The organism is Stackebrandtia nassauensis DSM 44728 (assembly GCF_000024545.1).
Classification (GTDB): Bacteria; Actinomycetota; Actinomycetes; order Mycobacteriales; family Micromonosporaceae; genus Stackebrandtia; species Stackebrandtia nassauensis.
In genome coordinates, this window is sequence record NC_013947.1 from 4,169,240 (window position 1) to 4,187,338 (window position 18,099).

Consider the following 18,099-nt stretch of genomic DNA (forward strand, 5'->3'; position numbering starts at 1 on the left):
GGACAGTCCGCCCGCACCGTCAGCCGCAGCACGGAACAGATCACCCGCACCGTCGGACGCGGCACGGAACAGACCGCCCGCACCGTCGGACGCGGCACGGAACAGACCGCCCGCACCGTCGGACGCGGCACGGAACAGACCGCCCGCGCCGATCGGGGCGCGGGCGGTCTATTTGTCAGTCGGCTCCGATGTGGGCGGCCTCCCAGCAGTCGGGGTGGCCCTTCTTGCCGCAGTTGGCCAGATCGGCGAGCGGGTCCTTCAGCTCGTCGGCTCGGGGGTCGTCCGGTTTGTTGTCGAGCTGGTAGGGGTCGGCGTCCAGGTCGTAGAACTCCGGTTGCTCGTATCCCTTGTAGTCGACGAGCAGGTCCTGGGCGGTGCGGATCGCGTCGTAGGTCGGCGGAGACGAGTTGCCCTTCTTGGGACCGAGGTCCTCGGCGTCGGGGTCGCCGGTTCCCGGTTTCGGGGACTTGTAGTGCTCGACGTATGCCGCGTTTCGCCAGTCGGGTTCCTTCTCGCCGTCTATGAGCCGCCGCAGGCTGCGGCCGTCGCGGTCGGTCGGGCCGTCCTCGTCGCCGTTGGCGATGTCGATCAGCGTCGGGTACAGGTCGACGTTCTGGACGATCTCGTCGCTCTTGATCGAGTCGCCGCCGGAGGAGCCGGGGCGTTTCACCAGGAACGGGGTGCGCACGTCGTGGTCGTAGGCGGTGGTCTTGCCGCGCATGAGCCGGTGCTGTCCGAGGTGGAATCCGTTGTCGGAGCCAAACATGATGTAGGTGTTGTCCAGTTCGGACTGTGACAGCGACTTGGTCACCTTCTCCACCATGTCGTCCACCGACTGCACCATCCGGGCGCGGTTGCGGAAGTCGCGGTTGAGTTCCTTGATCTCCTTGTCGGTGAGTGGTTTCTGGCGAACCCAGTCGGGTTTGTCCTTCGTGTCCTCGTTGAATCCCGGAAGCTTTGTGACGTCGAGGTCGGCGCAGTCGACCTTGCCGCAGTCGCCGTGCTTCTCGTCGGCACCGGGGCGGTCGCGTTTGGCCGGTGGGAACCGCGGGCCGCCGTCCTTGCCGACGCCGGAGTGCGGTGAGAACGGTGCCACCTGTACGAAGAACGACTTCTCGGCGTCGCGGGAGCGGTCGATGGACTCGACGGCGCGGTCGGCCATCAGGTCCACCAGGTACTTCCCGTCGCCGTCGCTGATGGGTTTGTCGTCGCCGCCGGTGTACTCGCTGAGCTTGTAGTCGTATTCGTTGTAGCCGCCGCCGTCGGCGACGTGCCATTCGTCCCAACCGGCCGGGACCTTGTAGCCCTCCTTCATCTTGTACCCGTTGAGGTACTTGCCGAGGTAGGCGGTGTGGTAGTCCCCTGTGTCCTGTATCTGCTTGGCGTAGGTCTCGTCCTCCAGGGGTTCGAAGTACTCGTAGCCGCCGTGGTCCTCGGGGGTGTTGCCCAGCACGCCGGAGTTGTGGGGGTGCTGGCCGGTGAACATGGTCGCCCGCGAGGTGCAGCACAGCGAGTTCGACACGAAATAGTTGTCGAACTTGGTGCCGCCGTCGGCCAGCGAGCTCACCGTGTCCATGTACGGCAGCAGATCCGCCGACATGTCGTCGACGAGGAAGTAGATGATGTTCGGTTTGTCCTTGTTGGACGTCGCGTCGTCGCCGAAGACGACGACGGCACCGACGGTGGCGGACACGATCGCGAACACGGCGATCGCCACCGCCAGCAGACTCTTGCGCAGCCGCATGGCTGTTGCCCTTCGGATGGGTTACGGGTTTGCTGAATCCACAGTGCGGGAGGGCTGTTCGCGGGCTGTGGGGGTCGTGTTCGGGTCTTGTAAAGATGTGGGCTGGTCGAACGTGACGGTGAACGCGGCGCCGCCTTCGGGGGCGGCTCCGACGGTCAGTTCGGCTCCCATCCGGTGGGTGAGCCGGTGTGCCAGCGCCAATCCGACCCCGGATCCGCCCTGTCGTCGGCCCCGGTATCGAGCGTGCAGCGCGCCGCGTTCGAAGGCGACCGGGTAGTCGTCCTCGCTGAGCCCGGGGCCGCCGTCGCGGACCGCGATCGCTACGGCGGCAGGCATTTCGGTCACCGCCAGCACCAGTGGCGCGGCAGCCGGGGTGAGCCGTACGGCGTTGTCCATCAGGATGTCGAGGACCTGCCGCAGCCGTCGCGGGTCGGCCAGCACCGGCGAGGTGGCCTCGGGTGCCTCGACGCGGAAGTCGATGTCGCGGTCGGCGCAGCGCGGCCGCCACGCCTCGGCGGTCGAGCGGGCGATGTCGAGCGGGTCGATGTCGGTGAGGTCGAGCCGGAACTCGTCGGCGCCGATGCGGGCCAGGTCGAGCAGGTCGGTCACGAGCCGTTCCAGCCGGTCGGCCTCGGCGAGCATGGTGCCGCCGACCCGGCGGGTGTCGTCGCCGTCCACGACGCCGTCGGCCAGCGATTCGGCGAAGCCCTTGATGGACGTCAACGGCGTGCGCAGTTCGTGGGACACCGACAGCAGGAAGTCACGTTGCCGGGATTCGCTGTGGCCCAACGCGTCGGCGAGCTCGTTCACCGACCGGGCCACCTCGGCGACCTCAGCAGCGCCACCGACCGGCGCCCGCAGGTCGCGGCGGCCCTGCCGCATCGCCAACGCCACCTTCGCGGTGTCGCGCAAAGGCCGCGACAGCGGCGCGGACAGCAGCAGCCCGGCGGCAACGGCCACCGCCAGTCCGATGGCCAGCGCCAGCAGGACGTTGCGCAGCAGCTGTTCGCCGGAGTCCTGGCTGACCTTCACCGGACGCACCAGCGCGAACGACAGGCCGGGTTCCAGGCCGCGCGCCTCGACTCGCAGGTCACGGCCGTCGACGGTGACGAGTTTGGATTTCGCCTTGCCGGGTTCCACCTTGTCCAGTCCGGCCTGCCGGGCGGCGGTCTGGGCCGTGTCTCCGGACTTGCCGTAGTGCCCGTCGGGGTATCGCACCACGATGGACACCTGCTGGCCGCGCAGCACCTTGACGATCCGGGGAATGCCCAGCAGCGGTTTGTCGTGGTCCTCGGGCTTGACCAGCTCGGCCACACCGTCGGCCTGCTGCGTCAACGCCTCCCGGTTGAGGTCGTCGGCGGTGGAGGCGATGAGCCGGTCGGCGACGACGCCGGAGACCACGACGGTCACGACGGCGACCAGCAGGCACAGCGCCGTGATCCGGCTGGCGAGTCCACGCGGTGCCCGGGTCATGACGCGTCCGCCGCGTAGCCGACGCCGCGGACCGTCCTGATCGGGCTGTGGTCGCCGAGTTTGCCGCGCAGCTGCGCGATGTGGACGTCGACGGTGCGGGTGCCCGCCGAGGCGGTGTACCCCCACACGGCGGACAGCAGCTGTTCGCGGGCGAAGACCTGCCCGGGGTTGCGCATCAAGCTGGCCAGCAGGTCGAACTCGGTGACGGTGAGCTCGACCTCGGCGTCGGCGGCCCAGACCCGGCGGCGGGCGGGGTCGAGCCGGACCGCGCCGACGGTGAGCGCCTCGGTGGCGGCCGAGCCGCCCGACGCGCGGCGCAGCACCGTGCGAACCCGCGCGGTCAGCTCGCGCGGCGAGAACGGCTTCGTGATGTAGTCGTCGGCGCCGATCTCCAAGCCCAGCAACCGGTCCACCTCGTCGTCGCGGGCGGTCATGAACAGCACCGGTGTCCAGTCCCCGGCGGCGCGCAGCTCGGTGCACAGCTCGATGCCGTCCTTGCCGGGCAGTCCGATGTCGAGCGCCACCGCGACCGGCCGCACGCTGCGGATCGCCGTCAGCGCCCCGACCCCGTCGGTCTCGACCCGGACACCGAAACCGTCGCGCCGCAGGTACATGCTCACCAGGTCGGCGATGGCCGCGTCGTCCTCGGCGATCAGCACCAGGCCACGGCTGGGCTGGGGTGTCGCCATGTCTCGACCTCCAAGCGCTCGCGGCCGGGACCCACTCAGGACGGACGTGCGGCAGCCCGAACCCCGGCCGATGTGTGTGCACCATACCGGCCGGGGCCCACCGACGGGTTCGACTCAGGCGGGCACCGGCTCGGGACGCGGCACGCGGGCCGCGCGCCGGTCCATGGTGCCGGACACGACGGCGATGGAAAGCCCGACCACACCGAGTGCCACGCCCACCCAGGCCGCCGAGCCCAGTCCCAGCCCGGCCTCGATCGTGATGCCGGACAGGAACGGCCCCAGGGCGTTGCCGAGGTTGAACGCGCCGATGTTGGCGGCCGAGGCCAGTGCCGGGGCGCCCTCGGCCTCGTTGAGGACCCGCATCTGCAACGGCGGCACCGAGGCGAAACCGATGAACCCGAACACGAACACCGTCACGGTGATCGCGATCTGCGACCCGGCGGTGAACCAGAACGCCCCGGCCACGACCGTGATGCCCGCCAGCGTCAGGTACACCGTCGGCATCAGCCGCCGGTCGGCCATCCGTCCCCCGTACAGGTTGCCCAGCACCAGGCCGACGCCGAACAGCGCCATGATGATCGGCACGGCGGCCGCGCCGAATCCGGCCGACTCGCGCAGGATGGGCTCGATGTAGGTGTACACGGCGAAGACCGGGGCGTAGCCGATCACGGTCATGCCCAGCGCCAGCCACACCTGCGGCCGCCTGAACACCGCCAGCTCCCGGGCGATACCGGCGTCGGCGGGCCGGGGCTGGGCCGGAACCAGGGCCCACAGCGCCACGAACGCGATCGCTCCGATGAGGATGATGGCCCAGAACGCGGCCCGCCAGCCCATGAGCTGTCCGACGACGGTGCCGCCGGGCGCGCCCAGCACGTTGGCGAGGGTGACGCCGGTGAACATCAACGCGATGGCCCGGGCCCGCTTCTCGGGCGCGACGAGACTGGCGGCGACCACCGCGCCGATACCGAAGAACGCCCCGTGCGTGAAGGAGGCGACGATGCGTCCGGTCATGAGGACGCCGTAACTGGGGGCCAGCGCGGAGATGAGGTTCCCGGCGAGGTAGAAGCCCATCAGGCTCAGCAGCATGGTCTTGCGGGGAACCCGGGCGCCCAGCAGCGTCAGGATCGGGGCGCCGACGGTGACGCCGAACGCGTAGGCCGACACCAGCAGTCCCACGGTCGGCACCGAGACGTCGAACTCGGCGGTCAGCTGCGGCACCAGGCCCATGGTCACGAATTCCGTGGTGCCGATGCCGAAGGCGCTGATGACCAGCGCCAGCAGTGCGATGGGCATATTGCTTCCTTTGCGTATAGTTGGGATGGTTGCGAAATAACAGGCGTGCGCCTTTTGTTGCATACGCCAGTTATTTGCACACGCCGACTATTTGACCACGCAATTACTTTGACCGCAAGTCCCCGGGAAGGTGGGCCATGTCACGAGCACGAGGTTGGCGCCGACTCGCCGCACTGCACGCTCGCATCGAGGACCGGATCGAGCGGGCCATGCAGGCCACCCACGACCTGAGCGTCAACGAGTACTGCGTCCTGCACCTGCTGTCCGAACAGGAAATGGAAGGACGCCACTACCGGATGCAGGCCATCGCCGAAGCCATCGTGCTGAGTCAGAGCGCCACCACACGGCTGGTGAACAGGCTGGAGGATCGGGACCTGGTGAAGCGCTACCTGTGCCCGGACGATCGGCGCGGCATCTATGCCGACATCACCGAAACCGGAATCGCGGTACACGCGGCAGCGGCTCCCACCCACGACGAAGCCCTCGAGGCAGCACTGATCGAGGCGAGCGCCGAACCGGAGTATGCCGATCTGGTGAAATCACTCGACGAGCTGAACTGACCCGCCCGTTCAGCCCATGGAGTCGGCGCTGGCGATGCCCAGCACCGGCAGGTACATGCGTTCGCCGTCGGCGGTGAAGGCGTCGTAGACGATGTCGAGCAGGTCGTCGATACCGAAGGCGCGCAAGGCGTCCACCATCATGTGAGCGGCGGCCGAGGTCGAGTCGCGGCCGCCGTCGGTGAACTCGCGGGACCAGTTGGGGACCCGCCCCGAGGGTTCCCGGTAGCCGAGTCCGGCCAGGTAGCCCAGGCCCTCGCGGTACTGGCCCTTGACCGCCGCGGAGGCCTCCACCCGGATGGCGCCGTCCACCGAGGCCAGCGCGTAGCGGGCCGACCAGTCGCTGGTGCGCAGGATGATGGTGCCCGCCGTGTCGACCACGGGCACGTCGACGGCGAGGTCCATCAGGACGCCCGACAGCCGGGCGGTGAACTCGCCGATGTCGTTGACGGCCGGTTCGGAGGGCAGTTCGGGGCGGCGGGTGTAGGCAGTCCAGCCGGAGACGTCGCCGCGTCGGATGCTGTCGGCCTCCAGTTGTTCCAGCGCGTCGGTGGCCAGCAGTCGCATGGCCACGCCGCCGTGAAACCGGCGCAGGTGAAGTTCGACGGTGAGTTCCTTGTCGCGCCAGCGGGCCCAGGGGCCGCCGTCGCCGCCGCGCACGTCCGGGGGGCCGAACTCGGCCAGCATCGTGGACAGTGCCTCGCGGAACACGTTGGTGCGGTGCTGTTCACCGGCTTCGCCGCGCACCGCGGAGCGCAGCACCATCAGTTCGATGGCGTAGAACTCGTTGACGCTGCGGACGTTGGCCGTCGGGGGGATCCGGTCGATGATGGCCGCGCCGGTCTCGTAGCCGGTCTCGGCGCGCCACATGCCGACGTCGACCTCGCCGTGTTGAAGGTCCCAGCCCAGAGCGCCGATGGCTTTGGTCACATCGGTTTGGGTCCATCGGCCGAACTCGACGCGCTGAAGCCGACGCAACAGCTGGGTCAGCTGCTCGTTGGTCAGGCGCCTGGTACCAAACATCCACCGCATACTGCCATCGAGCCTCGCGCGCACGCGAGCCGCCCCAACAGTTACCGCACGGTTAATGAATAGATAAGGCTGACCTAAGTCGCCTGCCAGTGCCGTCTAAGGTGAACTCGTGGCTGCATCCTCATCCGGCCGGTCCGACGAGTCACTGGCCTCCCTGCTGGGCGGACGTCGGGGTGCCGTCGACGCGACGATCCCGCCGCTGGCCTTCGGGCTGGCGTGGTGGCTGTCGTCCGGTTCGGTGCTCACCGGCGTCGCGGTCGCCGTGGCGGCCAGCGCCGCCCTGGCGGCCTGGCGGTTGGGCCGGGGCAGCAAGCCGCGCTCGGTCCTGGTGGGACTGGCCGGGGTGTGCGTGGCGGGCATGATCGCCCTGTACACCGGGCGGGCCGAGGACTTCTTCCTGCTGCGCATCCTCAGCAACGGCGGCAGCCTGCTGGCCTGGGCGATCAGCATCGTGATCCGCTGGCCGCTGCTGGGTGTCGTGGTCGGTGTCGTACTTGGTCAAAAAATCCGCTGGCGCCGCGACCCGGCGCTGGTGCGGGCCTACGGCCGCGCCTCCTGGATCTGGGTGGGCCAGTACGCGGTCCGGCTCCTGGTCTTCATTCCACTGTGGTGGTTCGGTTTCGCGGGGGCGCTCGCCGTGGCCCAGGCCGTGTTGACCTGGCCGCTAGTTGCCGTGTGCCTGGCGGTCAGCTGGTGGGTCCTGCGCCGCAGCCTGCCTGACGACCACCCGGGACTGCGCCACCCGGTCACCGAGCCCGTCGCGCCCTGACCGGCTCAGTCGTCCCCGGCGACGGGATCCCGCTGCCAGGTGTGGTGTGTCTCCCACATGTTCCGGATGGTGCACAACTTCTCGTCGAAGTGCGGATCGCCACCCAACAGGACCCCGTCGTACGGCACCCGCAACCGCCACGACCGGTCACCGTCCAGGTAGATCACCGGAACGGTCCGCGCACCCCGCCGCTCGGCCCGGATGTCGTTGATGTGGTGCCAGGGGGCGAACTCCCGCCGCGCGGGACCGGGTATCACCGGATGCACCCCGGATTCATCCACATCGATCCCACCCCGCCGCAACAGTGGCGCGGCCAACAGCGCCCCGGCCACGCAGCCCACCGGCAGCAACAGGACTTCCCACCACACCAGCTCACCTCGCGCCCACAGCACCACGACCGGTATGGCCACCACCACAGCTGTCAGCAATCCGACAAGCATCGCCCGGCCCAGTATCTGTCTTGAGGTCGGCCGAAATCGCACCGGCAGCATCCCGGACACGGCCCACCTCCACGCGCTTTCGTCGTCACCGCATACCGCACGGCAAGCCGATGGTCGCACAGTCGGCGAGTTGACGCGACCACATTGGCCGTTAAACGGTCATACATACCCATATGTCTACCGTTCGTGGTGACGATCCGCGAGCTAACGTGGACGGCGTGACCGAAGATCCATGGCGGGCCAAGCTGACGGCCGAGGAGTTCAAGGTGCTGCGTCAAGGCGGCACCGAAGCCCCCTTCACCGGCGAGTACACCGACACCGAGACCGTCGGCGTCTACTGCTGCCGCGCCTGCGGCGCCGAACTGTTCACCAGCGACACCAAATACCACTCCGGCTGCGGCTGGCCCTCCTTCGCCGACGCCGACCCCGACAAGGTCACCCTCCTGGAAGACAGTTCACTGGGGATGGTCCGCACCGAGGTCCGCTGCGCGTCCTGCGACTCCCACCTGGGCCACCTGTTCAAGGGCGAGGGCCTGGCCCCCAAGGACCTGCCCGACCAGCGCTACTGCATCAACTCGATCAGCCTGAAGCTGCGCCCCAAAACCGATTGACGCCGCCGCGACAATCGACGGGTGACGAGCACCTGGCCGAAGCGGCTGCACATCCGTCCACTGACGACCGCCGACGCGCGCGACATCGCGGACTGGCGTTACGGCGGCGACTGGTCGATCTACGACTCCCGTCCCGAGGACGGCCTGCTCCAGGCCGCCGACGGCTACTGGGCCGTGACCGGAGCCGAGGACGGGTCACTGGTGGGGTTCTGCTGCCTGGGTTTCGACGCCCGGGTTCCGGGGCTGGTCAAGGCCGAGGGCGTCGAGGACCTCGGGGTGGGGATGCGGCCGCGGTTCACCGGTTCGGGGCACGGCCCCGCCTTCGCCGCCGCCGTGGTGGCCTTCGCGCGCGCTCACAGCGGAAAGCCGCGGCTGCGAGCGGTGGTGCAGTCGTGGAACACCCGCAGCCTGCGGCTGTTCCAGTCGCTGGGATTCGTCGAGGACGGTGTACACGTCTGCGTCGAGGGCGGACGCGAGGTCGAGTACACCGTCCTCGTGTGCGGTTAGGAGGCCAGGGAGCCCATCGGGTCCCAGGCGGGCAGGACTATCGGGTCGGTGTCGAGCTGGGCGGCCAGGTCGGCGGGGAGGTTCTCGCGGCGGGCGGCGATCTCGAAGACGAACTCGCCGAACCACGAGTCGTTCATGGTGTAGTAGCCGTCCTCACCGTTGTCGTTGCCCCAGCTGTTCTCGACTCGCCAGTGGGTGGGTTCGCCGTCGAGCATGTTGACGCCGGTGAACAGCATGGCGTGGCTCATCGCGGTGTGCTGGTAGAGCAGTCGCTGTTTCTTGTCCATGGTGGGGGCGAAGCCGTAGAGGGATTCGGTGTCGAACAGGTTGGCGTCCCAGACGCCGAGTTTCTTGTGGAGTTGCGGGGCGACGTCGCAGCCGAACCAGACCGGTTCGCCGTCCTGTATGGATTTGGCGGTGAGGTCGCGGATCACGTCGATGTCGACGTTGAGGTAGACGACGGGCTGGCCGCCGACGACGTTGCCGAGCCGGTCGACGGTGTAGGTGCGGCCGTACTCGTTGCGGGGGTCGTGGACCAGGCACACGTACTCGTCCAGCGGGAGCTTCACGTACTTGTCGGCGAACTCGCGCGGGGTCATGACGCCGTCGCGGTGGAAGACGTTGTCCTTGTCCTTCCACTGCCAGTTGAAGCTCTGCGGCGGGGTGCCCAGGTGCAGGCACAGCACCCGGTGGATGGTCTCGAGGATCTCGCTCTTGGACTTGCGCAGCGCGGTGGCGTCGGCACCGGCGGCGGCCTCGTCGCGCAGCCGGACCGCGCCGTCGCGCAGGATCGTCTGCAGGCTCGCGTTGAGCTCGGCGGTGTGGGACGAGGAGTGGGTCTCGGGCATCGCGGACTTGGGCACCAGACCGTGCTTGTCGATCAGGGCCACGAACATGTTCCACTGTCCACCGTCGTCGATGGCGGTCTTGAGGACGTGGACGAGGGTGCGGTCATCGGCGTCGGCCCCGGCCAGGTCGATGACGTTCTCCAGCGTGAAGTTGGCGCGTTCCAGCTTGTCGTAGAACTGGGTGTACGCCTGCGAGAACTCGAAGTCCTTGACGTTCATCGCCTTGGCGGCGGCCGGACGCAGCAGGTTGAGTCCGGCGAACATCCAGCAGCGGCCACTGCGCTTCTGGTTGGTGACCTTCCAGTCGTCCAGGTGGTGGGAGACGCTGGAGTCGATGGACGTGGCGATCTCGTGGTCGAGGGCGACGTCCTGCAGCGGGGTGCGGGCCAGGGCGTTCTGCACCGCTTTGTGGGCTCGGTTGGCAGCGAAGTCGGCACGCAGTGCCGCGATGTGTGAGGCAGTGAGGGCGGCGTCCATGGTTTGCGTGCGCTCCTTTGCGAGGGGGTTAACAAAACGACCGTACTGGCAGCCTAGTCCTTACCGGGGGCGTTGCCCAGGCAAGGTGACGTGCTCTCATGGTCACATGTTCACGATATCGAGCGCACTATTTATTGAACTTGATCTATGGGTGCTTTATGGCGTGCTGCGGCTGCGCACCGATGTCTTCGTCGTCGAGCAGAAATGTCCGTATCCCGAATTGGACGGACGCGACACCGAGCCGCAAACCCGGCACGTGTGGGCCACCGAGAACGACCGGGTGGTGGCCTATCTGCGAATTACTGCCGAACCGGACGGCTTCCGTGTCGGCCGGGTGTGCACCGAAGCGGCCTCCCGGGGCCAGGGGCTGGCCGGGAAACTGGTCGAGACAGCGCTGATCCACACCGGAGAGACTCCGGTGTGGATGCACGCGCAGGTGTCGGTGGTGCCGTTCTACGAACGCTACGGTTTCGCCGTCCAGGGACCACAGTTCCTTGAGGACGACATTCCGCACGTCCTCATGCGTCGGCCTTAGGGCTGCTGTCGTCGCGCTTGGCGCCCATCTTCTGGAACGCGAACGTGATCGCCCACAGCACGATGCCGATCGCCAGCAGGATGCCCGCGATCTGGTACTGCTTGGGATCGCGGCCCGACCACGGACCGACCAGGAAGGCGCTGATCAGCGCGCCGATGATCGGCACGATGGTGGGTGCCTTGAAGTGCTTGTGCTCCACGGGTTTGCGGCGCAGCACCAGCACGGCGATGTTGACGATGGTGAACACCGCCAGCAGCAGCAGCGCGGTGGTGCCGCCCAGGTCGCCGACGTTGGCGTAGGAGGTCAGGCCGATGGCGATGGCGGAGGTGAAGATGATCGCCACCCAGGGGGTGCGGCGGGTCGGCGCGACCCGTCCGAAGACCTTCGGGATGACCTTCTCGCGCGACATGCCGTACACCAGCCGCGAGGCCATCAGCATGTTGATCAGCGCCGAGTTCGACACCGCGAAGATGCTGATCAGGCCGAAGACCCACAGCGGGAAGTCGGGCGCGCCTATCTCCAGCACCCGCAACAGCGCGCCGGCGCCGGGGTTGGCCTCGTCGTCTCCGATGAGGACGTCGGTGGGCGCGACCCACGACGACAGCACCGCCACCGAGATGTAGATGACGGCGGCGATGCCCATACCGGTCAGCATCGCCTTGGGGAAGATGCGCGGGTTGGTGGTCTCCTCGGCCATGTTGACGCTGTCCTCGAAGCCGACCATCGCGAAGAACGCCAGCGAGGTTCCCGCGACGACGGCGAAGAAGGCCGAGCTGTCGCCGGTGTTGATCTCCAGCAGACGTCCGGCGTCGATGTTGTCGCCACCGGCCATGACGGCCGCGATCGACACCACGATGATGATGGCCAGACCGGTCAGCTCGATGAGCGTGAAGATCACGTTGGCCCACACGGATTCGCTGACGCCGCGCAGGTTGACGACGCCGAAGATGACCAGCATGGTCGCGGCCAGGATGATGATCGACGAGTCGGTGCCCGGCAGCCAGGTGAACACCTGCGGGAAGAAGTCGGCGGCCATCGCGCGGGCGGCCGAACCGGCCGAGGTCATGCCCGAGGACATGACGGTGAAGGCGACCATGAAGGTCAGGAAGTGGATGCCGAACGCCTTCTGCGTGTACAGGGCGGCTCCGGCGGCGCGCGGGTACTTGCCGACCAGTTCCAGGTAACTGAACGCCGTCAGGAACGCGGCGATGAACGCCACCGCGAACGGAATCCACAGTGCACCGCCGACCTTGTTGGCGACCTGTCCGGTCAGGGCGTAGATGCCGGTGCCGAGAATGTCGCCGACGATGAACAGCAGCAGGAGTTTGGGGCCGATCGCCCGCTTGAGTTCGGTGGGAGGAATGTCCTCAGCGGGTACATCGGTCACCGGAGAATTGGCCATCGGAAAGAATTACCAAACTCGATTGGTTTTGGCTACCCCCGACACACGGATTCTTTGACTTTCATGGACGGTGACTTCGGACAGTGGACGGGGATTCACCGACAGCACGATTATGGGCCCCTGGAGTATCCATTTGGTTCAGTTGCGGCGCATTCCCGCGATGAGGGTCGCGGTGATCGACGCGGCGAAGGCGCGGGTGGTTCCGGCGTCGTCGTCGGGCCCGTTGAAATGCGACAGGAACGCTCGCTGGAAGCACGCCCCCATGAGCAGGGCGGCCGCGGCGTCCACGTTGATGCCGTGCGCCACTTCGCCGCGCGCGCGGCACTCGTCCAGGAACGCGGCCACCGCCGCCACCGCCAGGTGCGGACCGCCGCCCAGCCGCTCCAGGTCGGCGCGGTGCGCGCGCAGCAGTTCCGGTTCGGCGAACAGCGACGCCGCCATCGGGAAGCCCTGCCGGTAGAAGTCGACGGCCGCGGCCGCGACGTCGGTCAGTGCCGCCGCGTGGTCGTCGAGGCTTTCGGGCCGCCGCAGCCGGGCCAGCGCGCCGGACAGGTCGCCGGGTGAGCGTTCGACGAGCACGGCGGTGAACAGCTCGGTCTTGCTGTCGAAGTGTTTGTACAGTGTGGCCTCGGAGTATCCGGCGGCGGCCGCGATCGCCTTGGTGGTGGCGCGGGCCAGTCCCCGCTCGGCGATGACCTCGGCGGCGGCGTCGAGGATCTTGTCGCGTGTGGACACTGGGTCTCCTTTCCCGGGCGCGGCTGGCGGCGCACCCAACCTACCGTTGTGGACGCGGGGCTCGCCGGTCAACCGAGTTCGAGGTCGCGCAGCCAGTCCTCGCCGAGGTCGGCGGCGGCCTTGGCGCCCCGGTCGTTGAGGTGGACGCCGTCGATGAGGACCGTGTAGCCGTTGGCGGCGCCGACGTCGTCCCAGCTCTGCCCCAGGTAGTAGTGACGGAAGCCCGCCGTGGCGGCGGTGGCCAGCGAGAAGTCGCACGGTTGTGAACCGTCCTCGGCGCGGATGGTCTTGGCGAGGGTCTCGTTGAGCGGCAGGTAGGTCGCGTCGTGGTCGGCGGCGACTTCCTCGACGGTGGCGTTGAAGCGGGCGAGCCGCTTGTTGTCGGCGTCGTCGAGGTCCTCGCCGAGGGGTTGCAGCGAATAGAAGGCCAGTGCGGCGTCGGTGCCGGTGGTCAGCTTCTTCGCCAGCGCGTCCAGGTCGCGACGGTAGTCGCGCACGGCCGGTCCGGTCTCGTTCTCGGCGAGGGCGTTGTTGGTGCCCACGAGGATCGCGACGGCGTCGGGTTTGACCTCTACGATCTCGTCGGAGCGGGCCAGCAGGTCGGCGCTGGTGTGGCCGTTGATCCCGGCGTTGACGAACTGGTGGCCCTCGCCGCCCAGGCGCTGCCGCAGCAGCGACACGAAGTCGGACGAACCGATGCCGTGCACGGTGCTGGCGCCGGCCATCACGACCACCGGACCGTCGCCGGTGTCGCCGGATTCCAGGAACTCCTGCGGCGTGAGGGTGGCGTCGCGCAGGAAGGTCAGGTAGACCAACGGCGCCAGCGCGGCGACCAGGATCAGCACCGGGGTCAGGGTCCAGATCAGGACGCGGCGCAGCCGTCGGCGGGGTTTGGCGGGTGGGGTTTCGGTCATGGCGGGCTCCCGGAAGGCTTGGAGAGTGAGTGCTCACTAACCAAGGTAAGTGAGCACTCACTAATGTGCAACGTGCGCCCTATCACAATGACCGGATTTCCTGACGTCCGTTGACAAGTCAACCTGAGGCACCTACGTTATTCAACACACGATGAATTATTTCGACCAAGGAGGCGGCCATGACACAGTCCAACTTCCAGGCATCGCTGAGCGATGTCGACTTCGAGTCGGTATACCGGGGCGGGCCACTCATCGACGGGCTCCCGGAGGGGGCTCCCAGCACGCCCTGGGACATCGGCGAACCGCAGCCGGTGCTCGTCGCCGTCGAGGCCGCCGGACAGGTGCGGGGGACGGTCCTGGACGTCGGTTGTGGACTCGGCGAGAACGCCCTGTTCCTGGCGGGTCGCGGCTACCGGGTCACCGGGGTCGACATCTCCCCCACCGCCCTGGAACAGGCCCGGCAGCGGGCGGCCGACAAGGGCGTCGAGGTCGACTTCGTCGTCGGCGACGCCACCCGGCTGGCGGGCCTGGACGCCCGCTTCGACACCGTCATCGACAGCGCCCTGTTCCACTGCCTCAAACCGGAACTGCGCAACGACTACCTGGCAGCGCTGCACCGCGTGTGCGTCCCGGGCGGGACCGTCCACATGTTCTGCGGCACCGACTCGGGCCCGGCCGGAATGCCAGTCCCCTTCCCGATCAACGAGGAAGTGCTGCGCGACGCGTTCGGCACCGGCTGGCGCATCGACGAGCTGCGGCTGGACCGCTACACGGCGGTGTTCGGCCGCGAGGACTTCGCGGGGCTGCTGACCTCGATGGGCGCACCGACGACCGGTGTGGACGAGCTGGAGGTCGACGACGCGGGGCGGCTGCGGCTGCCGGTGTGGAAGCTGGCCGCGACCCGGCTGTAGCCGCGCGAGGCACCGGCCGTGGAGGGCGCGCGGTCGGTGCCGCCCGCTGGCCCGGCTCGTACCGAAAGCGCGCAGGCTGGCAGCGCGCGGTCAGCGCAGCTCGCGAGTCCAGCTCGTGCCAGTGCTTTGCAGGCTAGTAACGCGCGGTCGGTGCCACCCACGGATCCGGCTCTTGCCCGAGGCTCGCGGGCTGGTCGCTAGCGGGGCGGTGGCTTGGCCCGGCGGGCCTAGGGGCGTCCCGCGGCCAGGGCGGTTCGCGGCGCCGGGTCGTCCGCAGTGACAGGACGATGAGCAGAACCGTCGCTGCGGCGGCGAATGCGCCCAGCGCCAGGCACACGGTGTGCAACGCCGAGGTGTAGGACGGTCCGCTCAGCCGGCCGCCGCTCAGCGCCGCGAGCACCGCGCCGACTGCCGCGATGCCGACGGTCTCGCTGGCCAGCCGGGACGAGTTGAAGATGCCCGAGGCCATTCCGGACTGTCGCACCGGGACACTGGTGATGGCCATCCCGTCCAGCAAGCCGGTGGACAGGCCGAAGCCGGAACCGATGAGCGCCAACGGACCCAGCAACCCGAGCGGGGTGCTGTCCGGTCCGATGGTGACCAGCAGCAGGCAACCGGCACCGGTCACCGCCACCGAACCGGCCATCAGCACCACCGTGGGCATCCGCTTGGACAGTGCCGCCCCGACCGTCGGCAGCACCACCGTCGGCACGGTCAGCATCAGCAGCCAGATTCCGGCGGCTCCGGCGTCGAGTTCGACGACGGCGATGAGGTAGGACGGCAGGTACACCAGCAGCGGTACCAGGACGACGACGATCGCGCCCGCCGCGATCACGCAGGAGCGGAACTGCGGGTTGACCAGCAGTCCGAGGTCGAACATCGGGTCGGGCTGGCGTCGTTCGACGAGGGTGAACGCGACCGCCAGCATCGCCGCGGCGGCGAACCCGGCGATGATGAGCGGGCTGCCGAATCCCCATTCGGGGCCCTGCACCATGACGGTGATCAACAGCAGCAGCGCGGTGGTGAACAGGACACCCCCGGCCCAGTCGACGCGGCGTCCGGGTGCGCCGGATGCCTTGGGCAGCAACCAGGTCAGCGACAGCACCACGGCGGCGAAGGCGCCGGGCACCAGGAAGACGCCGCGCCATCCCAGCGCGGACACCAGCAGGCCGCCGATCGTCGGCCCGAAGGCGAGGCCGGCGCCCAGGACGGTGCCCAGCAGGCCGAAGGCGCGGGCCCGGGCCGGGCCGGAGAAGGTCACCGCCAGGATCGAACCGGCCGCCGAGACCGCCGCGGCGGCCCCGATGCCGCCCAGCACCCGCACGGCGTTGAGTAGCGCGATGTCGTCGAGGACGGCGGCGGTCAGGCCGGTGACACAGAACAGCGCCACCCCGGCGGCGAAGACCCGGCGGCGGCCGAACACGTCGGCGAGCGATCCGGTCAAGACCAGGAACCCGGCGAAGCTGGCGTTGTAGCCGTTGACGACCCACTGGGTCGCCGCCAGCCCGGAGTCCAGGTCGGACTGGATGTCGGGCAGCGCCAGCGAGGCACCGGTGATCGTCAGCGGGAAGGTCAGCGTGGACAGCAGGATGATCGCGAGAACCAGGGAGCGTCGGGGCACGACCGGCACGCTAACAGCCACCGACCCGTTGCGGCCCGGTCGTTTCCGGTGTCATGCGACACGTTTGTCGTAGGCCTCCTGGGCCGCGACCGATTCGTCCAGAGTGTCCTCGAGCAGGTCGATGAGTTCGGCGAGTTTGACGGCCACCCGGTGCCCCAGCGGTGTGACGCTGTACTCGACGTGCGGGGGGATGCTGGTGTGCACCTCGCGGTGGACGAACCCGTCGCGTTCCAGGGTGTGCAGCGTCTGGGAGAGCATCTTCTCGCTGACGCCGGTCACGGTGCGCCGCAAGGCGTTGAAGCGCATCGGTCGTTGGTCGAGGGCGGTGAGGCTGAGGATGCCCCACTTGCTGCCGACATGCTCCATGACGCCGCGCGAGGGACATTTGCGGTCGAAGACGTCGGCGACGAGTTCGTCGCTGGGGCCGGTGTCGGGGCTGGCTGACATGACATCCAAGTTACCTGGGAGTCAGCACGGGTTGTCCAGATTGCGCTAACCATAACATTGGCACTTTCTAAAAGTTAGTGCATGCTTGACGGAAAGCACACGGGTTCGTGTGCGGCCGTCCCGAAAGGAACCCTCATGATCGTCGTCACCGGAGCCTCCGGACCCCTGGGCCGTCTGGCCATCGAGCACCTGCTGGCGCGCGGCGTCCCCGCCGCCGAACTCGCTGCCGTGGTCCGCGACCCCGCCAAAGCCGCCGACCTGGCCGCCAAGGGCGTCCAGCTTCGGCAGGCCGACTACGACAAACCCGAGACCCTCCCCGCCGCGCTGGCCGGGGCCGACAAGCTGCTGCTGGTGTCGGGCAACGCGATCGGCCAACGGGTCGCGCAGCACACCCGCGTCGTCGAGGCCGCCAAGACGGCGGGCGTCGGCCTCATCGCGTACACGAGCATCCTGCGCGCCGACAGCTCCGGCGTCGGCCTGGCCGTCGAGCACCTGGCCAGCGAGAACGTGGTGCGTGACTCCGGGATCCCGTTCGTGATGCTGCGCAACGGCTGGTACCTGGAGAACTACACCGAACACCTGGCCCCGGCCCTGGAGCACGGCGCCTGGCTGGGCAGCGCGGGCACCGGACGAGCGGCGGCCGCGGCCCGCACCGACTACGCCGAGGCCGCGGCGGTCGTGCTGACCACCGAGGGTCACAGCGGCAAGGTCTACGAACTGGCGGGCGACACGAGCTTCGACTACAGCGAACTGGCCGCCGAGGTGGCGGCCCAAAGCGGCAAGACCGTCGTCTACCGCGACCTGCCCAGCGCCGACCACATCGCGGCCCTCACCGCGGCGGGAGTGCCGCAGTTCATGGCCGAGCTGATGGCCGACTGGGACGCGGGAGTGGCGCGCGGCGACCTCGAGGACGACGGCAAGGAGCTGCACAAGCTGATCGGCCGCGACACCACGCCGCTGTCGGAAGCTGTCACGGCGGCGCTCAAGTAGGACAGTCGCTGGGGCCGTCCACCGCCGATGGCCCCAGCTTCGCCGCGTTCCCGAGCCCGGCCGCGTTCGCGCGCTCCAGCTCCAGCTCCAGCTCCAGCTCCAGC

The 18,099-nt window shown here is 68.6% G+C and carries 19 protein-coding genes; 7 read left to right on the top strand and 12 right to left on the bottom strand.

Annotated features, from left to right (window positions below; all coding sequences use genetic code 11):
* Positions 1–175 precede the first annotated feature (175 nt).
* The 4 genes from SNAS_RS19245 to SNAS_RS19260 all read right to left on the bottom strand — a co-directional run bounded on the left by SNAS_RS19245 (position 176) and on the right by SNAS_RS19260 (position 5,199).
* Complete coding sequence (locus tag SNAS_RS19245; RefSeq protein ID WP_013019128.1) at positions 176–1,744, bottom strand: sulfatase family protein; 1,569 nt, start codon at positions 1,742–1,744, stop codon at positions 176–178.
* A 21-nt stretch (positions 1,745–1,765) separates the two neighbouring features.
* Positions 1,766–3,217: a sensor histidine kinase gene (locus tag SNAS_RS19250; RefSeq protein WP_013019129.1), complete on the bottom strand. Its 1,452-nt coding sequence runs from the start codon at positions 3,215–3,217 to the stop codon at positions 1,766–1,768.
* Positions 3,214–3,906 carry a response regulator transcription factor gene (locus tag SNAS_RS19255; protein ID WP_013019130.1) on the bottom strand — a complete coding sequence of 231 codons (693 nt, stop codon included), beginning with the start codon at positions 3,904–3,906 and terminating at the stop codon, positions 3,214–3,216. The genes SNAS_RS19250 and SNAS_RS19255 overlap by 4 nt, the downstream gene beginning before the upstream one ends.
* A gap of 114 nt (positions 3,907–4,020) precedes the next feature.
* A complete protein-coding gene (locus SNAS_RS19260; RefSeq protein WP_013019131.1) occupies positions 4,021–5,199 on the bottom strand; it encodes an MFS transporter in 1,179 nt (392 codons plus the stop codon).
* 137 nt (positions 5,200–5,336) lie between these two features.
* Here SNAS_RS19260 and SNAS_RS19265 point away from each other — a divergent pair, with 137 nt between their 5' ends.
* A complete protein-coding gene (locus SNAS_RS19265; RefSeq protein ID WP_013019132.1) occupies positions 5,337–5,759 on the top strand; it encodes a MarR family winged helix-turn-helix transcriptional regulator in 423 nt (140 codons plus the stop codon).
* A gap of 9 nt (positions 5,760–5,768) precedes the next feature.
* Here the strand turns inward: SNAS_RS19265 and SNAS_RS19270 are convergent, their stop codons facing one another.
* A complete protein-coding gene (locus tag SNAS_RS19270) occupies positions 5,769–6,779 on the bottom strand; it encodes a TY-Chap domain-containing protein (protein WP_144300565.1) in 1,011 nt (336 codons plus the stop codon).
* Between the two features lie 118 nt (positions 6,780–6,897).
* Here SNAS_RS19270 and SNAS_RS19275 point away from each other — a divergent pair, with 118 nt between their 5' ends.
* Positions 6,898–7,557, top strand: coding sequence for a DUF3159 domain-containing protein (locus tag SNAS_RS19275; RefSeq protein WP_013019134.1), 660 nt, complete (start codon positions 6,898–6,900; stop codon positions 7,555–7,557).
* A gap of 5 nt (positions 7,558–7,562) precedes the next feature.
* Here SNAS_RS19275 and SNAS_RS19280 read toward each other — a convergent pair whose 3' ends face one another.
* Entirely contained in the window at positions 7,563–7,997 is a 435-nt protein-coding gene (locus SNAS_RS19280; RefSeq protein WP_144300566.1) for a hypothetical protein, read from the bottom strand.
* A 173-nt stretch (positions 7,998–8,170) separates the two neighbouring features.
* Between SNAS_RS19280 and msrB the strand changes: the two genes are divergently transcribed.
* Positions 8,171–8,608 (top strand): peptide-methionine (R)-S-oxide reductase MsrB, encoded by a 438-nt coding sequence (gene msrB / locus SNAS_RS19285; RefSeq protein ID WP_041625052.1) that lies wholly within the window; start codon positions 8,171–8,173, stop codon positions 8,606–8,608.
* 21 nt (positions 8,609–8,629) lie between these two features.
* Positions 8,630–9,115 carry a GNAT family N-acetyltransferase gene (locus SNAS_RS19290; protein ID WP_013019137.1) on the top strand — a complete coding sequence of 162 codons (486 nt, stop codon included), beginning with the start codon at positions 8,630–8,632 and terminating at the stop codon, positions 9,113–9,115.
* Here SNAS_RS19290 and SNAS_RS19295 read toward each other — a convergent pair.
* The gene (locus SNAS_RS19295) at positions 9,112–10,440 is read right to left on the bottom strand and encodes a C1 family peptidase (protein WP_013019138.1); all 1,329 of its coding nucleotides are present in this window, start codon (positions 10,438–10,440) and stop codon (positions 9,112–9,114) included. The genes SNAS_RS19290 and SNAS_RS19295 overlap by 4 nt on opposite strands.
* Before the next feature lie 106 nt (positions 10,441–10,546).
* Between SNAS_RS19295 and SNAS_RS19300 the strand changes: the two genes are divergently transcribed.
* Positions 10,547–10,975: a GNAT family N-acetyltransferase gene (locus SNAS_RS19300; RefSeq protein WP_013019139.1), complete on the top strand. Its 429-nt coding sequence runs from the start codon at positions 10,547–10,549 to the stop codon at positions 10,973–10,975.
* Here the strand turns inward: SNAS_RS19300 and SNAS_RS19305 are convergent.
* The 3 genes from SNAS_RS19305 to SNAS_RS19315 all read right to left on the bottom strand — a co-directional run bounded on the left by SNAS_RS19305 (position 10,959) and on the right by SNAS_RS19315 (position 14,026).
* On the bottom strand, positions 10,959–12,377 hold the full coding sequence (locus SNAS_RS19305) for an APC family permease (protein WP_013019140.1): 1,419 nt from the start codon (positions 12,375–12,377) through the stop codon (positions 10,959–10,961). The two genes, SNAS_RS19300 and SNAS_RS19305, sit on opposite strands and share 17 nt — an antisense overlap.
* A 138-nt stretch (positions 12,378–12,515) precedes the next feature.
* The gene (locus tag SNAS_RS19310; protein WP_013019141.1) at positions 12,516–13,112 is read right to left on the bottom strand and encodes a TetR/AcrR family transcriptional regulator; all 597 of its coding nucleotides are present in this window, start codon (positions 13,110–13,112) and stop codon (positions 12,516–12,518) included.
* Positions 13,113–13,180: 68 nt separating this feature from the next.
* A complete protein-coding gene (locus tag SNAS_RS19315) occupies positions 13,181–14,026 on the bottom strand; it encodes an SGNH/GDSL hydrolase family protein (RefSeq protein WP_013019142.1) in 846 nt (281 codons plus the stop codon).
* A 179-nt stretch (positions 14,027–14,205) separates the two neighbouring features.
* Between SNAS_RS19315 and SNAS_RS19320 the strand changes: the two genes are divergently transcribed.
* Positions 14,206–14,937, top strand: coding sequence for a class I SAM-dependent methyltransferase (locus SNAS_RS19320; RefSeq protein WP_013019143.1), 732 nt, complete (start codon positions 14,206–14,208; stop codon positions 14,935–14,937).
* Positions 14,938–15,070: 133 nt separating this feature from the next.
* Here SNAS_RS19320 and SNAS_RS19325 read toward each other — a convergent pair whose 3' ends face one another.
* Positions 15,071–16,567 carry an MFS transporter gene (locus SNAS_RS19325; protein WP_483012337.1) on the bottom strand — a complete coding sequence of 499 codons (1,497 nt, stop codon included), beginning with the start codon at positions 16,565–16,567 and terminating at the stop codon, positions 15,071–15,073.
* A gap of 42 nt (positions 16,568–16,609) precedes the next feature.
* The gene (locus SNAS_RS19330; RefSeq protein ID WP_013019145.1) at positions 16,610–17,005 is read right to left on the bottom strand and encodes a winged helix-turn-helix transcriptional regulator; all 396 of its coding nucleotides are present in this window, start codon (positions 17,003–17,005) and stop codon (positions 16,610–16,612) included.
* 135 nt (positions 17,006–17,140) lie between these two features.
* On the opposite strand from SNAS_RS19330, the gene SNAS_RS19335 reads away from it, so the two are divergent.
* The gene (locus tag SNAS_RS19335) at positions 17,141–17,995 is read left to right on the top strand and encodes an SDR family oxidoreductase (RefSeq protein WP_013019146.1); all 855 of its coding nucleotides are present in this window, start codon (positions 17,141–17,143) and stop codon (positions 17,993–17,995) included.
* The last annotated feature ends 104 nt before the right edge of the window (positions 17,996–18,099 follow it).